Origin of the sequence: Mucilaginibacter pallidiroseus (genome assembly GCF_007846085.1) — a bacterium.
GTDB classification, from domain to species: domain Bacteria; phylum Bacteroidota; class Bacteroidia; order Sphingobacteriales; family Sphingobacteriaceae; genus Mucilaginibacter; species Mucilaginibacter pallidiroseus.
Genome location: NZ_VOEJ01000005.1, coordinates 74,204 through 94,170, shown reverse-complemented (window position 1 = coordinate 94,170; position 19,967 = coordinate 74,204). Strand labels below are relative to the sequence as shown.

Below are 19,967 nucleotides of genomic sequence, written 5' to 3'. Positions count from 1 at the left end.
ATTTCTGAACTATAGCATACCTATTTAGAATCTACATTTTTGGATAACATACTGTGATCCAATTTTGTGTAAAAAGAACAATAACCGTTTATAAAGATTATTTCAATTAAATCCGTTAAACCAAAAAGGAATAATAGGGTTGCTATATCACCATGAGATTTCTGAAAGAAGCTTGAAGGCGCTGGTTAATCTCTACTCAATTATGCTTTACCATGAAATTGCAGTTAACAAAGGGTTTATTGTGTTTTTTAAAAAATAAAGGTTATCGCTATTGTTTGTCTAAAACAACGATTGCAGGATGTGAAGGCGAAATTGTTAGAATCACGTTAACGCCGAAAAAACAGCGGCCTCGCATACGGTTTTTGCCAAAAGGTTATGATAGCTATTTTAATATTAACGAAGATTTACAGCTTATGGCTAATGGGATAGATGGTGTATTTGTGGAGGTGGAGCTAAGTGTTGAATTGAGCTCGACATATATTTTAGCAGTATTGAAAGAGGTAAAGCTGAAAAATGAATCACTACGTATAGAGTTATTGAAACTAGATAGGCCATCCAGTAACTAAGTTTTTAATGGATAACTTTGTAATATGCCTATAGTTAGCGTTTTGAAGATAACCACAGTAGATCATATTATTAATGACGTATTGCATTAAGTATTGCCTACCTATTATCGTTCCGTATAATTTAGTTTGATAAGGACTGCAAACGCGCAGCATCAGAAGTCGCTTCGCTTGAAGACGGCCGATGTCCGGTGGCTTATAGACGGACCTGTGCAAAGAAAAAGCAATGAGCGGAGGGCGTTAATATGTAATTGATAAGAACCGCTCTTGTGTCTGAGCTGAAAAACAAGACTAACTGTATGGTTTAATCCATATTCGGTTTGATTGACTTACTTCGCCGATCGTTGTATTTTGGTATGCCCTGGCGCTATTGCTGATCTTGAAATTACTTAAAAATGAATTTCTAGTAACATACAATTGCTTTGCGGTTATCGGCTGATCACAGAGCAGAAACAATAAGCCCCGGCACTTGCTGCCAGGACTTATATACCTAAACCTTATCACAATGATCCGGTAAAATGCCGGCCATTACTATTACTTGCCAAATATACAAAGCATCGTAAAACTAACACTTCACACTTTGAGGGACATCTTATCACCACCTTTTGTTGATGAAATATTAATTAAATTACCGCATGGCTAAAATATTCCACTTGCTTATATGAGTTAAACGTTGTAGTGATTATACAATTCTTTAAAAGCTCAATTTTCATACCCATAGATGCCACTGCCGAGCGCGATAAGCTTAATTAATAATGTACTATTTACCCCTTATAGTTTACTAACTGCTCGAAGGCGACAGGGTACTTTTTTAAATGCTCGATAAAAGCATCGCTTAATTGAACCTTATTGATATCGCCTTGGTGGTGGACATGATATCGATCGGGCTCCTGAATGTTATTACGCAAGCATATTTCCGATACAAAGTCTTTGAAGCACTGATAGCTCTTTACTGTAAATGTCATGCTGAAAGATAGAAATGAAAAAATTATAAGTTATGGGTTTCAGTTGGTTTGTATACTAATCTGTGATTGCTGTAGTATTGGTCAAGCTATAAAAAGCTACGTATAGCTTAAGCTATACGTAAACCTTTAAACCGAAGATTCAAGGGAATGCACTCGCCATGATTAACGCGCAGTTTGGTTTTGAACTTTGAAAAGTAAACTGCTGATTAAATGTGATAGGTTGTTTTTTTGCCTAGCAAATTTGTCAAGTATGTATTTAGTAAATTTGTAGAAGTGCATTTGAAGAATTGAAAGCAGTAATGCAGAAGTCAAACCTGGTTTTGATACTGTATTGATGACTCTTTTTACGTTCCGAAATTGACATTTAAAATTCAAAAGGCAGTTGCTGGCATAGCAACTGCCTTTTTTTTCACTCATCGCAGGTATTTGAAAATCCCCGCTTTTTACTAGGTGGTGAATATTTCACATATCATGGTCGAAGATTGTTAAAATAGGTAAAGTTAAATGTTCTTTTTTGGCTTAAATACCTCACTTTATACTTTCTAAGGCTAAAATGACCGTTGCACTTTGAAATAATAAGCCGAATCATAACTTTGCGATAATAGCGTACAAACAGTTGTAAATGAATAGAAGCAGGAAAAGAGCATTATATCTTTGGGCACATTATCGAAGGAGAAACATGATTGAATATGTTGCAAAAGAAAAGATATATGAAAAAGAGATCGTGAGTATATTGTTCAATGACAATCTTGGTATATTTGACCTTTCCACAGATAATATTAGCTTATCAATTTGCCCTGATAAATTCAAACTACTTTTAAACACTATTCAACGCGTACCATACCCAGCTGTTCCTTCAGGTTTAGCTATCCCCGTGCACCTTCGAAATTTGGAAACAATTGTGTCTGATTGCCAATACGCTATTAAATAACCACACTCACCGCATCATATTGCTTTTTAAGCTAATTAGCTATTGGCCTTTAGCTAATTAATAATAAACGGTAGTAAATGTTAAATTAACGACGCCCGTCATTTGAAGTTTATCAGCATTGACGGCAGAACACTTAACAAATTCAATTACGATTACCATCCAATGCGTAAAAGTTACGGGTGATAAAAATTGCTGCAGGGAAAAGCAATACTCCTAAATTAAATAGCTTACCTTGTTACTAATTAATTTAGTCTTTAAGCGGTGATTGGTAATCTAACTGCTATCATCTGCTGCATCAATAATATTTAATTGAAAATTATTAAACCGGTTTTAGTTTTATCAAAAACGGCCAGACGCCCCTACGCCCAGCCGTCCATATACTTTACAATTGACCTGCAGGACCTGCAAGTCTTTGAGGCCGACGTAAAGTGATGTTTCTTTCCCACTCCATGAAAGAAAAAACACGACATCGCTAGCTGGATTATTCTTTCATGGAATGTGCACGGAAAGAAGGTACATAATAATACTTGAAATTAAAACTAATCACAATCGGTTGTCAAATATATTTAACGTGTATTAAATTAAAGTACACAATTTGGTATACATGTTTCGCCATCATTTAAAACGAAAGCTTTTAGTCAAATAAAGTTTCAGTTTTACAAATTCCCAATGGGATACCATTGCATATAACTACTAGTATAATGTCGTTGGCTGCTTTTAAAGTGGTAATCACTTAATAATTTTATCTTGAATACGATCCTTTGGTAAAATAAGAAGTTCATTACGATTTAAATAGTGAGATCATGGTATCAAAAATCATGATGCAAAGCAATCTATTTCTAACTTAACTTGTGGTAGGAGTGCAGGCAATAGTAGCACGCATACCTTTTGTACGGCAACCAGGAAAGTAATGTTTTGTATAATAGTTTACGTGGTGCCCGCTCTAAAGACTGGTGACCACACTTTTCACAAATTTTAAATTGCTTTGGAGGTAACATGTGATATCAATTTATAAATTAATGTTAATGGATGCATACCAGTATGCACCATGTATTATTCTTGCTTTGTATTTGGGCCACTACTTATCTTTATCTAAAACCAGGTCTAATTTTGGTTTAAAGACTTGCACTTTTTTAAAAAGTAAGCTCTCATAAGATAAGGTGGCAGGCACCAATGATCCAAAATAGGCGCAACTATACGTAGCCGGTTTGTTTTTCCATTGTAATTGTCGAAACTATCAAGAATCGAGTTGAATTATACTAGATTCGCTTTGCAATCCTTAAAGCTAAATTAGTTGTTATCTCCCACTTAATCTTGAAGTTGCCTTCTCAAAATTGTACACAGCCTGTTTGTCGTAGGTGTGAATTTTCGAGAAAAATTGTGCCTTTAATATTTCCTTTTTGCTATAATATCGTATATGTAAATACCTATTAGTATACACTTTGTAAAGCGGCCTTTTTAGTAAGTGTTATTGTTCTTTCTTTAGCTGTTATAAAAAATAAGAATGGAAGAATTATCACCTGTTAATATTAAGGGTATTGCACTCAATATTAAAAAAGTAAGGACTAAGCTTGGTATGACACAGGCTAAAATGGCTAAGAAATTAGGAATTACCCAAAACGCTTACTCTAAGATTGAACGATGTGTCTCCAAACTTAAGCTCATATCGCTTTTACAAATATCTGCGGTATTGAAAGTCGAAATTTCGGATTTGATTCGATGCGATGAAAATATAGCTAGCTAAATAGTAGTACATTTCGCAAACTAAGCTAAACTAACGTTATAATTAATAATACTATCGGTGGGAAAGCGCCGAAGTTTGTTTGCAATGTCCGGGGTAATCAAAAGTTACCTAATTTGCTTTGCAGATTCATAGAAATTTAAAAGCTATTTTGATGTTATAACTTTAATAGGTAAGTATTGCCATCAGTAAAGCAAGTGTACATTGAACTAATAAATATTAACGATAGAATTGAAATTAGCTAGCTGTAATGTTTTATCTTAAAGTGCTCAAACTCATAATTTATTTCAACATGAGATGTTATTATTGGTCACCAATCCACATTAGATACAATTAATAATTCACAACCTGAAGCTATATTAATCAATCGATTAAAGAGAATTATTAACTTCGTGGACACTACAATGGAAAAACACAATGGACAAATAGCTGAGTATTTGGTCAGAAAGTACGGCTATAGTATCACCGATCTTGCTTTACAATTAAATGTAAACAGAAGATCACTTTATAATTATTTTCGAAACAAAAACCTTCAAGTCGATATCCTATTGAGAATAGGCATTATCATCAGGCATGATTTTAGCGCTGAATTTCCGGAATTTTTCTCTGGAAGCGAGTTTAAAGTTTTACCTAAATCACCGTCTGATACGCCGACATTGGCAAACAGTAGCTCTGAAGAAGAAGTTTGGAAAAGTAAGTATATCGACCTATTAGAGCAGCACCGTAAGTTGTTGTTGAAGTGTTTAGATAAAAATAGCGACTGCTGTCTTACTTCGTAAGTTAAAAGTAAGTACTTCAGAATCCTGTGCCTTTATGCTGGAGAAATGCCTTATAGGTTCACCACTATATCATACAAAAGATATCAAACAATCAAGCACGAAAATATCGTTAAAAATTACCGCACATCGCTAATTTAATATAATGCTTTTCGAAGTAATTGTGGCATCGATCGAGATAGCTCGTATTTTAACAGGTTTTTAGTGTTAAACTACGTTTAAGTCTTTGGGGATTTGTAGTTTAGTATATACTATTGTAGCGCAAACAATTCTTGTGCAAAGAAAAGGAACAGTTCCCAACACCTGGCATTGACTTATGATTAGCGATATATTTTTAATAGTACTGAATCCGAATTATAAATGGCTATTGGCAATGTAGGTGGCCAGTAAGTCAAACGGTCATACTGATGATATTGGTTACAAAGCTCGTTGTATTGGTGAGAACAATATGGCCAAACTTCATCGCAGCCTGATGACATTTAGTGCAAGGCATAATGTCAGTAATATAGCAGCAAGGGTTGTGACTTTCTAAGAATTAAAAAAAGTGTTTAGTACGAAATTTGGTACAATTGTATCAATTAAGTCCTTCCATTATATCGCATCTATTTTTAACGTGTATTGGCTATAGGTCCTTACAATAGCTCTGTTTAAACTAGGCAGAAACACATGTGATGGCAATGGTGCCGATTAAAAAGCTTTCAAGCAAAATCCTCCTGGATCCGGGGTTATACTTATTGTAGCGAGATGGAATTTTATGCATCCTGGCAGTCATTCTTAAAGTTGCAGTCATCGTTGCGCTTATAACGCTATGTATATGCTGTGTTACAACCTAGAGCTTATGAAAGAAGGTGTATTGAGTTGATGAGTCAATAAAGCTTTTCATATTCAAAAAAATAATAAAACGGAAGATATCCAGGCGCTAGATATTACCTAGACATAGGCAGGTAATGCTTTTTAAAGGGCAAGATATGCTATCATGTGTTGTTGCAAAAAATTCTAAACGCAAAATACTATGGGCGCTAATACTAAGAACTTCTACCGGCGTTTTTTTCTAAAAAGCTAATTATTTGTTTGCTTACCGGCGGGGAGTGATTAATAAAAATTCGATTTTACAATCCATCTACCTTGAAAGGTGGCAATTGAATCAAAACTTCAAACGAATAACATTCAGCATTACTAACGGTGTACCTGATCTGAACACTTCTTTTACGACGACTTACAAGCATATCACAACGCGCTAATCAGGCATCGGAAAAATATCTATAGATACTGGTAAGTTATGAAACGGAACACCATTGAACCGGCCGTTTTAGTTTTGCAAAACTCAATTCGGGTAGGGGCAATAAAGAAAATATAAATTTCACAGTAAAGGAGCAGAATGGGGCAATTTTGCAGTGTCTGCAATAGAACGACAATAATGTTGTTATTGTTTTAAAAAAAACCAACTAATATTGAACTTTTATGCAGTTGTTCCGTAAACAGCTGTAACTATTGATTAATTAAAATTCCCCTTATGATTTCAAACTACGCTAAAAGTTTAGTGGCAGTAGCTTGTGCTGCCGGATTACTATTCACCTCGTGTCGAAAGCAAGATGACTTCCTGCCGGAATCTGCCACTTCCGAAAACAGAAAGCTCAGTGCAGTAAATGAAACGCTTCAAAGTAGCCTATCTATCGCCTCATCATCGAGTTTAATGTTAGGCGTTAACGGTCATCCATTTGGCGATGCGCCTTACCTTGCAACATCTGCTGCCAAACAAGTGGAGCTGATCAAAGGGATGAACATGAACTGGTATCGCATTAATGTATTGACAACGTCCGATGGTACTATTTCCGCTTCATCGTCATCTCTATTCTCATCTTTACAAAAAGCTGCTGCCAGCGGCGCAGTAAATCTTTTGCCAATGCTTAATCCCCGCACATTGACATTTAATGATAAGCCATCTGTCGCCTATCAAAAGGGTAAAACCCTGGGTGCTAACTTCGCTGCAAAATATGGCCAATATTTTAGTTATTACAATTTGGGAAATGATCTGGAGCTCGATTTGTTAATGTCTGGCACTACTGGTCGTGAGGTTACCCACTATGACGTTAATAAATCAGCAATCACCACCGCATATTTAAAAGGTATGGATGAAGGAATTAAACTTAAAGATCCAGGCGCCAAAACCATTATAGATGCGGGCTGGTTACACTGGGGCTTTTTAACGCTATGTAAAAATAACAATGTAAAATTTGATGCTATAGGTTACCACTGGTATTCTGATATGGAGGGGCCTGCTTCAAGAGCTCCTTACAACATTCCTGATATATCGGTGACCTTGGCAAATTCATTTCCCGACAAAGAAATATGGTTCACTGAGTTTGGTTATCGCTACAAAGCCACGTCAACTGATAATGAGGCTGATCAACAAGAATTTATGACAAAGTTTGTTAATAAGATTAAAACCAATCCGCGTGTTAAAGTTGCGATTGCTTATCAATTGTTTGATGAGCCCTACAAAAAAGGACATGAAAGCAACTATGGCTTTTATAAATGGTCTTTACCTTACACCATATTTGTTAAGAAGCTGGTAGCACAAAGCTTTGCAAAATTATTTACGCCAGATGGTGGGGAAACAACGCCTTCAGAACCCTCAAAACCGGCAACAGATCTGTTTACAAATTTAATCGGATATTCATCTGTTAAACCTCAAACATCACGGTTAGTTACCGATGCTACCTATTATACAGATCGAAATTATAAAATCAAAACGTTACCAAGTTACCTGATCAAGTCATCATTCATCAAAGTAGCTAATGACGATAAGACAAATAAATTGAATACTTACCTCTCTTTCACACTTAATCGTGCTACCACTGTTTTTATAGCTTATGATCCACGAGCTAAAACATTACCAACCTGGCTTCAAGGTTTTACCAAAGTTAAAGAAACGCTTGGCACGGACGATCCCAAGTTGGCTACTATGGATCTTTACAAAAAGGACTTTGCGGCGGGCAAAGTTAATATTGGTGGTAATTTGTCTGGTTCGGCTACTGGGGCACTTTACCAATATCTTCTGATTTTTAATGAGAAATAAATGATTTCACAGTTTTAGCGCAATCATATTTCAAACGTTGGCTTCGGCATAAGCCCTTTGTAACTTTACGAACCATAAAAAATTAGATATTAAATATGTTCGTGAAAAATTACAAGGGGCATACTGCCGTTGCATTGCTTTTAGTGTCAGTATGTTTTCAATTTTGCAAAAAGTCAGACATAAAGGATAATGCTGGAGATTTAAATGCGAACGGCATTGCAAATGTATCGGTAGCGAGTTTGAGCGATAGTACATCAGGCAACGTCTGGGGTACCGCAAAGTCGCAGCCAATTGCAACGCATGAAATACAAGGCGAAGTAGTACAGGGTAAATTATACATCTTTGGTGGCTTTGATGTAAATAAACGCCCACAATGGACACCCACAAAACGGGCTTACGTTTATAACCCGCTTAATGACTCATGGGCATCAATCAAAAGCATGCCACATGAGCCTTATGGGACAAATTTCGGCGGAGGGACACACGTTGCAGTTGCTACCGATGGTACCGACATATATTTGGCAGGAGGATATACATCAAACGCAGCTGGCACCGGGCAAATATTTGGCACCAAGCAGGTTTGGAAATACAATGTAGTTGCAAATAATTATACTAAAATGCCCGATTTGCCCCAAGCGCTTGCAGCTGGCCAATTGCGTTATTTGAATGGTAAGTTGCATTACATTGGCGGTGCTAACCAGTCGCGCTCGGATACCGGTATTCATTTGGTTTTGGACTTGAATAACATCAATGCAGGTTGGGTAACACTGGCTCCGCTACTTAACGCTGTAAATCATCCCGGCGCCGCCGTTTTTAACGGTCAAATTTATATAATGGGTGGCTCGCATAACCAAAACGAAGCTTCCGTGCCGCAACGTACACTGCAGGTTTACAATGAGCAGTCAAATACCTGGACAAAATTGGCAGACATGCCCTTTGGTATCGACCATATATTATCTTCTGTAGTAGTGTTCGATGACAAAATTATAGTGCTTGGCGGGCAAACTGCACATAACACACCTGGCAAGCAGGTGTTTTCTTACGATCCGGCAACTAATATCTGGTCGGTAATCGAGCCAATGCGTGCTGCAAAATCTGCAGGAGTTGCAGCTATTCTGAATGGCAATATTCACTATACAGGAGGTAACTTTTCAGCAATCAATTACAGATGGACGCCAAAAAAAGCTAACCCCGCTATTGAAATTGTTGCTTCGGAAGATGCCTATGTAAGAAACGGAAAATTTGCGTCAAATAACTACGGGGCGGATTCTTTGATTTTTATAAAAGGTGCCACTTCCAGCAGCTATTTACGCGCTGCTTATTATAAATTTTCATTAGTCAATTTTACTGAGATCCACTCAGCTACGCTCAGCGTTTATGGACGAAATATTGATAACACAAATAGTTTAAGTTTATCAACTTTCGGTGTTAATAGTGACAGTTGGTCAGAACAAGGCATAACTTTTAATAACAGCCCGCAGCCAACATCTGGCGTATTAAGTGCCGCAAGTGTGGACCCTGTTGCAAAAAGAGTATACTTTGATGTGACCGAATTTGTGAGAGCACAATTGGCTACCGATAAATATGCAAGTTTTATGATGAGTGATGTATCAAATAAAAATACTACTGCCCAATTCAATAGCCGGGAGTGTAGCAACGATAAACCGATACTAATTATCAGATAGCTGTAAATGGTTAATTTTAAGATATATAACTCAAATCCATTGGGACAGTGTCTATATATCATACATTAGTTTGTAGTTATGGTGAGGCAATTTGCGTGCGATTTCCAGCTTCTAAAAACCTGAGTGTAATTTTTATGATTTTTGAATACTTTCTCACTTTTATACAATAAGTTACCAACTCCCCAAACGTAGCTTTTTTTTCCTGTGCTTTACCAATCTTTGTCAAAGATGCCACAATTTAAAATGCTTACCATTTAATGGAAAATTCGTTACAGAGTTATGCCTTGCCCAGTGCATCCGCCTCATTTGTAAATAAGTACACAAATGTCTTGATGTTGTTTTTTCCTATCACCACATTTGTGTTAGCGCCTAGCGTTCCGGGTTCTACAATCATAAATGTGTTGTCAGCATTACTTTTTGGCTTAATTCCCTTCTGCTCTTTAGGCGGAGCGAAGGGCCGCTTTTACACCGAGCTCGCCTATTTTTTTGGGGTTATATTATTGCTAAGTTTTTGTTCGCAGTTTATTAATCTGGTGTTGAATCTGAAATTGGTTAATACAATATTGCTCAATAATAAAAAGAACCTGACTAAAACCTTCTATCGACCCTCGCATATAACACAATCCATTACGCTAATAGTTGGATTTATAATTTATGCATATGTGAAATATTTCTCAACAGAAAAAATCATCAATTATATATATTGGGGTCTACGTCTCCTGTGTATTTATGGGCTTTACGAATTTCTTTTATATATGCTTACCGGCCAAAACGGCGACTTTGTGGTGAATCGTACTTTTGGAGAAGGAGAAAAGTCCGCCTCATTATTTCAAACCCTTAGTTTAGGGGGAATAGGGATGATGAGAATAAAAAGCTATACGGGCGAGCCTTCGATGTTTGTTTTTACAGTATTTCCGTTTTGGGTATTGACCTTTGGACTAAACAGGAAATTTGACCAACTTCTGATGCTGGGCTGCCTTATACTTACTTTTTCCACTACAGCTTATATGTGTATGATTTTGTTTTACTCATGCTGGATTATTTACAAAAGAAACTTTACTATTTTTTACTACATCAGTATTTTAATAATTGTTTTCTGTCTTGTTTTGCAACTCAATGCTTTTAAGCATCTACTCGACAGCATGTACAACTTCATATTTGTAGGGAAATTGGGCGGTGAAAGTTCATCCTCTCAACAACGTAGCGGGGCCTTTACGGAACACCTTTTTTACTGGTCTACCTTGAACCCGCTAAACCAGGCGTTTGGTATAGGATTTGGCTATGTGCGGTCGACAGATTTTTTTTCAACCTTGATAGTAAACAACGGCCTGGTTGGCCTAATTGTATTTACATGGTTTACATTGAAAAACATAGGGCTTAAAATAGCTAGTCCGATAATATCACTTTGTTACAAGTTGGGTTTGGTATTTGTGTATTTAATCATGATGGCTTCGGTGCCCGAGTTTGGCTATCCATCGTTATGGATATACATTGCTTTAGGATTTGTAATAAAGCATATGAAGTTTGAAACTGTAAATACAAGCGAAATTGTTAATAACAATGTTTTGTCAGAAAATATTGGAATGAAGCCGGTCCTGACAGGAATAGCACCAGCAGGAAAACAAATCGCGCGATAAAGAAAAGGCCCCACTTAGTATGATTGCAGGGCCTTTTAAATTTAAACTACTTTAGTTGAAGTGCGGTAGCGGAAATTTTATTTTTAAAGGCGGTGAATGGAGTAACCCATTTCAATAGACCGTAGTTGGACTCCTGAAAGCTTTTTACAGGTTCGTCAAGTAGTTCATAGGCGATAGCTACCTTTACTTGCGGATTATTTCTGCACTTTACCAGGAAATTTGCTATAAATTCTTTTTGTGCCGCTTCATTTTGCTCCAGCGTATATGAAGCTTTGTACCGGTAATTGAACTCTGTAAACCAGATAGGTTTATTAGGAAACAAGCTTGAAAGTTTTAATGTGATGTCAGGAATGTTATTAGGTGCTTTTGGAGCAGCATTTTCCATGTCCGAATACCATTGGTAAGCTACTACGTCATAATTAACGCCATACCACTCGAGCATCCTTAAAAACCCATAGTGCAGCCAACCTGCGCCAATCATTGTTTTAGCGCCGGGATCTTTTGATTTAATTCCGTCATCCATGCCTTTCAGATAAGCTGCTGTGACATTAAACTTAGCGCGATCGTAGTGCGCCTGACTTTGACCGGTTGTCTTAGGCAGGAGCAAATCAAGTTCTAAATCGTTACCAAGGTTATAGTAGGTAAAATACTTGCCATACTTGGCTGCAAAATTTGCGCCCAGTGTTTTACCCTTGGCATACGATTCTTGCTGGGTGTCATTAAAGTCCATGGTGCGAAGGTAAACCATGGGGAGGATGTTGACATTGCCGGCAGCTGCTTCTTCTAATAAAGGATTGAATAGCTTCGGTACGGTTACCTCTCCGGTCGATGTAACAAGCGTACCGATACGGTACCAGTTCATACCCATGCCTTTTACTAATTTAATTTGCGTGGCCGCAGAAATATTTTTGTAAGGCTCACTTCCAAAAGGATGACCTACAATACCTGTTTGTAAAGTCGAGCCGCTTAATAGGCTTTGAATGGATCCAACCGACATAGCAGATTCTGACAGGTCAACTGCGGCACCGATAGTCGACTCGGCTTTTAGATTGTCTGATGATGGAAGAATTGCGTCGTCTTTTTTGCACGATGCCAAACCTAACAACGTGACGCATAGCATCAAGCCATGTTTTTTGAATAGATAAGTTTTTACCATTTGTTAAGGGGGTTTAATCAATATTTCAATCTTTAACGGCAAAACTTAAAAGAATGTTACGTATTGTTTTAATTTAATTAAAAAATATTAAAAATTAATATGCTACAAACATTTTACTATAACGATTGTAAACAAGTTAACTTTTATTCAACATTTAGTTAACGCTTGTAGCTGATTATAATCAGAGGATTGGGAAGATTTTATTACTTGTTTATAACTTCGTTGAGATTCGACAGGGTTAATCTGACTTAGAGGTTAAAGCATAATTATACAACTAGTGGTAATTTGTGCTAAGTGTTGTATTGAATAGAATAACGTAGATACAACGATGAGTAGAATAAATAAGCTGTTGATCTTACCCAACACAAACTGCTTATTTAAAGGGAGATTATAAAAGAGATTTGTAGGCATATATATACCCGGATATTACTGTAAACAGCGGTATCCGGATATACTAAATGCGTCATAAAGAAATCTACATGTTGAATCTTCAGATACTTTAACGCCATCTGACGACTTGCACCGATTACATGGCCTAGAAACAATTAAAATAATTGCAGCGCCCCGCAAAATCTCTATAGCTGCTTTCTTATCAACTTAGTTGCTTGCACTATTTATGAAGATTGATTGTGGGTGGTATAGGTAACAAGGTGCGTATGACGCCTTACCATCATCTGTGCGTATACTGGCAGTGAAGACAATCGCAATTATTATGGAATTATGATTTTGGCGTTTTTTATTTCATTTTCGGCTTGTGAAGCATTGCTAAAATACACCTCTTTTCCACTTCTGCTATACACGCCCAAAGTTACTGCCTGCTTTACGCCAAGCGATTGTACGTTTATGTCTAAATTGTAATTTCGTTTATACCTGATGTAGTTTATAGCCGTACTACCTTCCACAGTAAATGAGGTAGGTTGCTCTGCTGAAATATATGAAACGCTGCATTTCTCGCATTTCACGGTAATTTTAGCGTAACCGAAATCTCTGTCTGTTCCGTCAAATTTTTTGCAGCTTAAAGCCGTTAAAGATAATGAGGCAAATAATATAGCTCGTTTCATAAAAGGAAACATTCCTGATGATGGATAAAATGTGGGAAGTGTATTGATTGGTTTCATAATAAAAATCTTAATGTAAAGATATAACAAGTGTGTAGCCAGACCACTTGATTAAAGGGTTTGTATAGCTAAATGAGCATTTCTGTGAAAGCATGTCTAAGATAATATTGGAGTGTTTCGGGTTACTAATAGCGACATCACAGTTTGATCAACCCTCTACACCGGTTTTAATCATAAGTCTTTCCGTTTCCATCCATTCCTGTAAGTAAGGACGACTTAGACGAAATCAAAACCTAAATTATACCTATTATGATGCTTGTCCATTTGGAATCAAGTTGAGCATTTGCACGTGCCGGTGTACACTTTTGCTATTTTGCTTGTTTTGGCCTGTTTAATGCATATTTTTCATTTTACTAATTCGTTTTGAATATGAAAGTTAAAGTGCCAGGCTTATTATTAGCTATTATTTTAAATGTAAGTATTTTGTTAGCAGCTTCGAAACCGCAAGCGTCTATGCGTTTGGGTAAGAAAAGGCTAACTAACATTGAGGCTTTAACCAAAAACATAGAGTTTGAATTCTGCAAGGCCACCATCTCGGATGGTGATCGATTACAACTAAATGACCTTGCAGCATTTCTCACTAAAAATAATTATGCCATCGCATTAAGAGGTCACGCCGATGCAATAGGAACCTATATTGGTAATTGGAAAATGTCAGAGGCACGCGCGGATGTAATAAAGGCGTATCTTGTAAACAAGGGGGTAGCTGCTGAAAGGATTGTGACCACGGCCTTTGGCAGTACAATCCCCATTGCTAACAATAGAACTAGTAAAGGCCGGCAGAAAAACCGGCGAGTAGAAATGCGCCTTAAAGAAATCGGCGGTTAAATTTTTAAATGCTTAATGTTTAAGGCATCAAATCTGGATTCTTACAGTTAGATCGACACAGATATGGATACTATTTTTAACTATGCTACCTAAAATAAACAACTGAAACGGACGAAATCAGTACGGTATAATGTGATAAATTATAATCATTTTATAAGCATTTTTCAATGGTGGCTGTTTTATTGAGCTTATTTAATAACACTTGATTGTATGCTTCTAGTAAATTTAGGTACTTATCTTTCCAGGGATCATCGACAATTGCTTTGCTATGTGCCCTGTTTAATTGACGTGCAAAATGCTTACGGTTATTGTGTAACACGAAATCTTCTTTCGTAAATAATTCAGGAAATTCTATAGAAAAATCATGCCTTATAATACATCCAATTTTAAATATCACTTCGGTCTTTAAAAACTTGTTTTCAAAGTAGTTATATATCGTTCTTCTGTTTACAGATAACTCTATTGCTAGATCCGTAAGGCTGTAGCCGTTTTTCCTAACTTGGAATTCGACAATTTGTCCGTAATGTTTTTCCATTTATCGTTTGTATTAAAAATTAAAACAATATGACCTCTATTATCATATCTGAATAATGATCTGTGAATATGATTTAGCCTTACATCATCTTTTCAGGTTAAGTCGAAATACTGTAAGCCAACATATCGTTCATTACTTTTCAATGGACTATTTCAAAATGGACGCGATACAAGAAATATCATTATAGCTATGTAGGCTATAAAATATAGACACATTATGCGCTTATTGCTTTTTTCCTTTCTTCATCTCGTCTAGTAAATTGCGATACTTATATAGAAGGCTGATGTATTTGCTTCGCCATCCGTCCTCTGTAGCACTGATGTTTCTGGCTACTTTAGGCATGTTGATAAGGCTGAATTCATTTTCTGTAAAAAGTTCGGGCAATTGAATAGAGAAATCGTGCCTGATTATGCAACCAATTCTGAAGACTATATCTTTTTTCACCACTTCCTGGTTAAACCAATTATATAACGTTCGTCTATTGACATTCATGGACTTTGCCAAGTCGCTGATGTTGTAATTATTTTTTCGTAAAGTAAATTCGAGGATTTGGCCATGATGTTTCGCTGCCATATAAAATTAATATTAATGACATAAAAATATCAATTGTGTGCATCTTTTGTGTTGCGCTAATGCCGAATGTGTATTTGCACATAAACGGTCCAACCTTAAATCTTTGCTCTCGCTGGAAGAATAGTTGTATCTAATATCTGATTATATGTTACTAAATAATACTTTACTAAAGGGTAAGCTGCGAATTATTCGAATTCAAGTCAAATTATCTACGGTTAATTCCATAAAATCGTGAAAAAAAGGATGACCATGGTAACATCTACTGATCGCAAAACGTATAAATCTGTACCTTAAATTATTTAAATGAAAAGATTTGCTACGGCCATAAATGTATTCGTGCTTTTATTATTGCGTAAGGATATCAGCTTATTTTTGAAATATGATCACAAAGAATTTTGCTTTGAGGAAGGTATTTATGCTAAAAACACGGCTTTCTTTAAAAATCTTAAAAAGCGTGATAACCTACCGGATCATATTTTAAGCCAGTATAAAGAGATGCTTATTGACTTTGATAATAAGCCTAAGCTATAGTCCTTAACGTGCAGCTAACAACATAATTTGAGCTGTAATACTGCGTGATTTTTCATCGATTGAATATGAGATCCGCTGATATGCTAAACTTTACACCCTTGATATTTTTATAGTACATATCGTTTCGGAATTTTCATTCGATATTTCTTTGGATCCATTGCAGACTGACATATTGTATTGTTTGGAGAGCTCATGCACTAGTTCAGCAGCAATATGGAAGTTTGAATATGTTGATACTGTTAATCTGCTATATTGAATAAAAATAATCGCAGCGTTAATTTTCTGCGCAACGTCTATACCGAAGCAGCAGTTAGGTACATATTTAATTGCTTTTTGAAATTATAAATCTAATCCTGATTGTAACTCTAATCCTGGATAACGATTATGATTTACTGGTATATTTGTTACTAGTCAGTATGTTATACGTAAAGTCTGCTAATAGGTCTTCAAAAGAAATTTGCCACCTTAATTTGTATTATTTGAATATAATATCTTTTGGTCTTTATAAAGTTTGATATTTTGAATCATATAAACGTTATCCTGGTAATCATAATTTGTCCCTTTTTTTCCAAGATAATCACTACCTACAATATAAGTGTTCGGGATTACACGCTGATACTCATCAATCGCTTTCCATACCCTGATACCTATTTTACGGCCGAAGTTTAGTTTTCGGTCCGAATAGCTCGATCCGATTTTTAGTGCGAATGGAATTGAGGGGTTAAATCTTTGTTCATTTAACAGCAATGGGAAGGTTGTTGGAAGTAACATCTGCCCGCTATGTTTATCATTTCTTTCTATTCCAAGGGTTAAATTTTCTTTTTTATAATATATTTCCAGCGTATCGGCATCATTGATGTTGCAACAACCATGATAGGAGGCAATCTTTTTAATTAAGATCGGTAACTTCTTATCGGCTGACTCAAAATAATCTGCTAAGATCTCATCGCTACCTTTAACAAGTTCATTTCCATTGAGCAAATTGTCGAAATAAGTAAAGCCAATTTTTGTTCGTAAATGAAATGCATTAACTATCATTTGCAGACCCGGCTCCCAATCATTTTCGGCGCCGTATTGCCATATGGCACTTAGTCGAAAGCTTTTTACATTTCCTGTTGAATCATTTGTGTATATGTTAAGCAGGCCATCAACATTTGTGCAAGTGCTTCCGGCTGATGGCTGATGATTAAAGTAGCGCCCAAATCCAATGAACCAATTATGTAATTTAAAAATACTTCGCCACCATACTGGAGTAACCCGGTTATTAAGTGCCATGCCGGTGAAACGAATATTAATGTCAATAGAATTGCCTGGCAGTACAGAAATAGGGAGGCTTAGCACATGTTTATTAGTATCACTAAAATTAAGATCCCACAAATTAAGCTTTGAGAAAGTCGCTTTGTTGATGACAAGGTTTTGAACGCGCTGATTTGTCAACTTTATCGTGACGCTGTCACGGTTGTGATTGGTCTTTTTATCTACAGTTAGGTTACTTTTCGGATTATAAGACAAGGAGAAAACAGAGCCGTTAAATATGGGATAAAGCGCTGGCTCATTAATCAATATGTTTTCATTGCTAGATTGCTTAATATTTTTTTCAAAAGGGGCCAGGTTTCCGATCTCCTTGGCTTCAAGATCTTTAATAAACCCGCCAAAATTTAGATTTAGGGCTATTCCTGTGAAGATGTTTATTGCTGAGAGGCAAAAGCAAGCAATCGTAGACTTTCTGTATCGGTTTATAAGCAAACTAATACCAAATAACAATAATGTGAAGCCACCCATTATATATGGGAGATAAACGTTTGCTAAAGCGCCTATTTTATCATATTCTGCGTTTACATCAACAGAAATCAAGCACGATATACTAATGCTTATAAGGAGTAAGGATATTTTTAGGAATATATTTGATTTGTTGGGTGTCGGCATGTAGTTATAAAATGTGCCCATAATTGCAGCAACCAAATTTAAGTGTAAGTAGCTTGTTTGTAAAAGATGCCTGCGCTATTGTGCCCAAATGTGTGTAAAGCGTGATAGCAGCAAAATTGAATATGAATGCTGCTATAATTATAATCTTCCTTTATCTATATAAAAAGCATAAAAGTATAACATACCACCATCTTGCCAAATCAATTATTTAATTGTGGTTATAACGCATTTACATTATTTCACAACCTGTTATACACTTTTGGGATAAGGGTAGATTTGCAACATGTAACGTCTACTTTTATGAAAATTTAAAGATGAAAAAATTGAATAATCGCGTTAAGCCGCAGCTAAGTTCAGCTGCCTTAAAATGTATCGCAATCCTGGGTATGGCGTTGATGTTGAATAGCGGATGTAAAAAAGATGACGTAAACCAGGATAAAGAATTTGGCGAAGGAAGATTGACAGTACAGTGTGCAGGACAATGCAACATCAGTTATACTGTTGCAGATAAGGTTACCAAAGTAACGATAGATAAAACGATTGGTACATACACGCTTAAATACCAAAGAAACTTTTTATTAAGCGTAGATGTTACAGCCGCAGATGTAGACCAGGCAATTGTGGTTAATGTTTATAGCCGTGAGGGCAAGCAAATTTATCATAACGATGCCAACAAAAAAGTTAATGAAGTTTGGTCAGCTAAAGTGCTCGTGCCGTAAATGATATCGTTTTAGATAGCTTATTTTATAGAGGGTAGCGGGGGATACTCTTATCTCAAAAGGCAGATCTAATAATGGTCTGCCTTTGTTTATTTATGACTTTGGATTGCACTATTATTACCTATAAGCTTCTTTGATATTGCTCAAGTAATAAGTCATTGTATTTTTCCAAAAGGTCGATGTACCGGTCTTTCCATATGGTACTTCCATCAACTTTATCAGTTGACGAACCGAAATTTTCGTCATTAAGGGGTTGGATAAAATCATCTGCAGTAAATAGTTCAGGAAATTCAACCGAAAAGTTATGATTAATAAATACTCCGATGCGATGTATAGTTTCCGGCTTGAGGTATTTCTGATTAAACCAGTTATATACACACTTTCGGTTAACGTTAGCAAGCCTTGCAAGTTCGCTGATACTAAAGCCTTTTTTCCTGATAGTCAGTTCAACAATTTGTCCGTAATGTTTATCCATATGTTGTGTAGTGTGATTTAGTTTCGTTTTGAAATTGGCGTTAGTGTTTGAAGATCAGTCCTTATTGTAAGGGCGTAATTCATTGATTTCAGGATCATAACAACTGATTTACCGTTGATCTTTTGAATAGCTCCTTGGTAGTTGTTCCATGGCCCGCTTAATATGGCGGCCTCGTCTCCAATATTGAGGTTCTGTAGAGGTATGGCTTGCAAATCATGATATTTGTTGACCATTGCACGTATATTTTCAATGTCTTGTCCGCGTACAATTGCCGGTTTTCCGCAGTAACTTATATATGTCACAACCCCTGTCGTTTGCACAATCTTTTCCAAATCCAAGTGCCGGGCATATACAAATATGTATGAGTTGAATAGCGGAATTTCTACTACCTTTTGCCGGTCAACCCATTTTTTGCTGGTTTTTACCAATGGACAATAGGCCACTATGTTCTGATCATTCAATAGCCTATTCACTTTTTTTTCCCATTTGGATCTTGTATAAAGAACCATCCAGTTCGGATCGTTTGGACTTTTCATGATAGTGCTCGGTTTGTTTGTAGATATGATAACAAGTGTCGTGGCCTCACTCGTAATTTCTTACTAAACTAATGCATAGGCTTCTCTTAAAACATCTTTTAAAGGGGTTGTATATTAATTTGTAGAAGGGTGAGAAGTTTAACAAAAGTGTGTATCATTTGTACTCAATACATATTCCAAGTACAAAGTCTTC

The 19,967-nt window shown here is 36.3% G+C and carries 18 protein-coding genes; 10 read left to right on the top strand and 8 right to left on the bottom strand.

The window, feature by feature from the left end:
- The first annotated feature begins 212 nt into the window (after positions 1-212).
- Entirely contained in the window at positions 213-566 is a 354-nt protein-coding gene (locus FPZ43_RS11435) for a hypothetical protein (protein ID WP_146382061.1), read from the top strand.
- Positions 567-1,327: 761 nt separating this feature from the next.
- Here the strand turns inward: FPZ43_RS11435 and FPZ43_RS11430 are convergent.
- The gene (locus FPZ43_RS11430; RefSeq protein WP_146382060.1) at positions 1,328-1,528 is read right to left on the bottom strand and encodes a hypothetical protein; all 201 of its coding nucleotides are present in this window, start codon (positions 1,526-1,528) and stop codon (positions 1,328-1,330) included.
- A gap of 622 nt (positions 1,529-2,150) precedes the next feature.
- On the opposite strand from FPZ43_RS11430, the gene FPZ43_RS11425 reads away from it, so the two are divergent.
- From FPZ43_RS11425 to FPZ43_RS11400, 6 genes are all read left to right on the top strand, one after another.
- A complete protein-coding gene (locus FPZ43_RS11425) occupies positions 2,151-2,459 on the top strand; it encodes a hypothetical protein (RefSeq protein WP_146382059.1) in 309 nt (102 codons plus the stop codon).
- 1,504 nt (positions 2,460-3,963) lie between these two features.
- Positions 3,964-4,203: a helix-turn-helix domain-containing protein gene (locus FPZ43_RS11420; RefSeq protein ID WP_146382058.1), complete on the top strand. Its 240-nt coding sequence runs from the start codon at positions 3,964-3,966 to the stop codon at positions 4,201-4,203.
- A gap of 401 nt (positions 4,204-4,604) precedes the next feature.
- The gene (locus tag FPZ43_RS11415) at positions 4,605-4,979 is read left to right on the top strand and encodes a TetR/AcrR family transcriptional regulator (RefSeq protein ID WP_146382057.1); all 375 of its coding nucleotides are present in this window, start codon (positions 4,605-4,607) and stop codon (positions 4,977-4,979) included.
- A 1,510-nt stretch (positions 4,980-6,489) separates the two neighbouring features.
- On the top strand, positions 6,490-8,055 hold the full coding sequence (locus FPZ43_RS11410; protein ID WP_146382056.1) for a glycosyl hydrolase: 1,566 nt from the start codon (positions 6,490-6,492) through the stop codon (positions 8,053-8,055).
- A gap of 101 nt (positions 8,056-8,156) precedes the next feature.
- Positions 8,157-9,740: a CBM96 family carbohydrate-binding protein gene (locus tag FPZ43_RS11405; RefSeq protein WP_186461823.1), complete on the top strand. Its 1,584-nt coding sequence runs from the start codon at positions 8,157-8,159 to the stop codon at positions 9,738-9,740.
- Between the two features lie 257 nt (positions 9,741-9,997).
- Positions 9,998-11,377, top strand: coding sequence for a hypothetical protein (locus FPZ43_RS11400; protein WP_146382054.1), 1,380 nt, complete (start codon positions 9,998-10,000; stop codon positions 11,375-11,377).
- Positions 11,378-11,423: 46 nt separating this feature from the next.
- On the opposite strand, the gene FPZ43_RS11395 is transcribed toward FPZ43_RS11400, so the two are convergent.
- The gene (locus FPZ43_RS11395) at positions 11,424-12,533 is read right to left on the bottom strand and encodes a hypothetical protein (RefSeq protein ID WP_146382053.1); all 1,110 of its coding nucleotides are present in this window, start codon (positions 12,531-12,533) and stop codon (positions 11,424-11,426) included.
- 710 nt (positions 12,534-13,243) lie between these two features.
- The gene (locus FPZ43_RS11390; protein WP_146382052.1) at positions 13,244-13,651 is read right to left on the bottom strand and encodes a hypothetical protein; all 408 of its coding nucleotides are present in this window, start codon (positions 13,649-13,651) and stop codon (positions 13,244-13,246) included.
- Between the two features lie 369 nt (positions 13,652-14,020).
- Between FPZ43_RS11390 and FPZ43_RS11385 the strand changes: the two genes are divergently transcribed.
- A complete protein-coding gene (locus FPZ43_RS11385; protein WP_146382051.1) occupies positions 14,021-14,479 on the top strand; it encodes an OmpA family protein in 459 nt (152 codons plus the stop codon).
- A 151-nt stretch (positions 14,480-14,630) separates the two neighbouring features.
- Here the strand turns inward: FPZ43_RS11385 and FPZ43_RS11380 are convergent, their stop codons facing one another.
- Together FPZ43_RS11380 and FPZ43_RS11375 are read right to left on the bottom strand one after the other, a co-directional pair.
- On the bottom strand, positions 14,631-15,014 hold the full coding sequence (locus tag FPZ43_RS11380) for a hypothetical protein (protein ID WP_146382050.1): 384 nt from the start codon (positions 15,012-15,014) through the stop codon (positions 14,631-14,633).
- Positions 15,015-15,236: 222 nt separating this feature from the next.
- Positions 15,237-15,587, bottom strand: a complete 351-nt coding sequence (locus FPZ43_RS11375; protein ID WP_146382049.1) for a hypothetical protein — start codon at positions 15,585-15,587, stop codon at positions 15,237-15,239.
- Between the two features lie 303 nt (positions 15,588-15,890).
- On the opposite strand from FPZ43_RS11375, the gene FPZ43_RS11370 reads away from it, so the two are divergent.
- On the top strand, positions 15,891-16,118 hold the full coding sequence (locus FPZ43_RS11370; protein ID WP_146382048.1) for a hypothetical protein: 228 nt from the start codon (positions 15,891-15,893) through the stop codon (positions 16,116-16,118).
- A gap of 465 nt (positions 16,119-16,583) precedes the next feature.
- Here FPZ43_RS11370 and FPZ43_RS11365 read toward each other — a convergent pair whose 3' ends face one another.
- A complete protein-coding gene (locus tag FPZ43_RS11365) occupies positions 16,584-17,972 on the bottom strand; it encodes a hypothetical protein (protein ID WP_186461822.1) in 1,389 nt (462 codons plus the stop codon).
- A 386-nt stretch (positions 17,973-18,358) separates the two neighbouring features.
- On the opposite strand from FPZ43_RS11365, the gene FPZ43_RS11360 reads away from it, so the two are divergent.
- On the top strand, positions 18,359-18,763 hold the full coding sequence (locus FPZ43_RS11360) for a hypothetical protein (protein ID WP_146382046.1): 405 nt from the start codon (positions 18,359-18,361) through the stop codon (positions 18,761-18,763).
- A 121-nt stretch (positions 18,764-18,884) separates the two neighbouring features.
- Here the strand turns inward: FPZ43_RS11360 and FPZ43_RS11355 are convergent, their stop codons facing one another.
- Entirely contained in the window at positions 18,885-19,238 is a 354-nt protein-coding gene (locus FPZ43_RS11355; RefSeq protein ID WP_146382045.1) for a helix-turn-helix domain containing protein, read from the bottom strand.
- Between the two features lie 17 nt (positions 19,239-19,255).
- The gene (locus FPZ43_RS11350; RefSeq protein WP_146382044.1) at positions 19,256-19,774 is read right to left on the bottom strand and encodes a UpxY family transcription antiterminator; all 519 of its coding nucleotides are present in this window, start codon (positions 19,772-19,774) and stop codon (positions 19,256-19,258) included.
- Positions 19,775-19,967 lie beyond the last annotated feature (193 nt).

What these genes read in the sequence shown, in the direction of transcription:
- FPZ43_RS11435 (WP_146382061.1), top strand. Translation starts at nt 213, where the DNA reads ATGAAATTGCAGTTAACAAAGGGTTTATTGTGTTTTTTAAAAAATAAA.
- FPZ43_RS11430 (WP_146382060.1), bottom strand. Translation starts at nt 1,528, where the DNA reads ATGACATTTACAGTAAAGAGCTATCAGTGCTTCAAAGACTTTGTATCG.
- FPZ43_RS11425 (WP_146382059.1), top strand. Translation starts at nt 2,151, where the DNA reads ATGAATAGAAGCAGGAAAAGAGCATTATATCTTTGGGCACATTATCGA.
- FPZ43_RS11420 (WP_146382058.1), top strand. Translation starts at nt 3,964, where the DNA reads ATGGAAGAATTATCACCTGTTAATATTAAGGGTATTGCACTCAATATT.
- FPZ43_RS11415 (WP_146382057.1), top strand. Translation starts at nt 4,605, where the DNA reads ATGGAAAAACACAATGGACAAATAGCTGAGTATTTGGTCAGAAAGTAC.
- FPZ43_RS11410 (WP_146382056.1), top strand. Translation starts at nt 6,490, where the DNA reads ATGATTTCAAACTACGCTAAAAGTTTAGTGGCAGTAGCTTGTGCTGCC.
- FPZ43_RS11400 (WP_146382054.1), top strand. Translation starts at nt 9,998, where the DNA reads ATGGAAAATTCGTTACAGAGTTATGCCTTGCCCAGTGCATCCGCCTCA.
- FPZ43_RS11395 (WP_146382053.1), bottom strand. Translation starts at nt 12,533, where the DNA reads ATGGTAAAAACTTATCTATTCAAAAAACATGGCTTGATGCTATGCGTC.
- FPZ43_RS11390 (WP_146382052.1), bottom strand. Translation starts at nt 13,651, where the DNA reads ATGAAACCAATCAATACACTTCCCACATTTTATCCATCATCAGGAATG.
- FPZ43_RS11385 (WP_146382051.1), top strand. Translation starts at nt 14,021, where the DNA reads ATGAAAGTTAAAGTGCCAGGCTTATTATTAGCTATTATTTTAAATGTA.
- FPZ43_RS11380 (WP_146382050.1), bottom strand. Translation starts at nt 15,014, where the DNA reads ATGGAAAAACATTACGGACAAATTGTCGAATTCCAAGTTAGGAAAAAC.
- FPZ43_RS11375 (WP_146382049.1), bottom strand. Translation starts at nt 15,587, where the DNA reads ATGGCAGCGAAACATCATGGCCAAATCCTCGAATTTACTTTACGAAAA.
- FPZ43_RS11370 (WP_146382048.1), top strand. Translation starts at nt 15,891, where the DNA reads ATGAAAAGATTTGCTACGGCCATAAATGTATTCGTGCTTTTATTATTG.
- FPZ43_RS11360 (WP_146382046.1), top strand. Translation starts at nt 18,359, where the DNA reads ATGAAAAAATTGAATAATCGCGTTAAGCCGCAGCTAAGTTCAGCTGCC.
- FPZ43_RS11355 (WP_146382045.1), bottom strand. Translation starts at nt 19,238, where the DNA reads ATGGATAAACATTACGGACAAATTGTTGAACTGACTATCAGGAAAAAA.
- FPZ43_RS11350 (WP_146382044.1), bottom strand. Translation starts at nt 19,774, where the DNA reads ATGAAAAGTCCAAACGATCCGAACTGGATGGTTCTTTATACAAGATCC.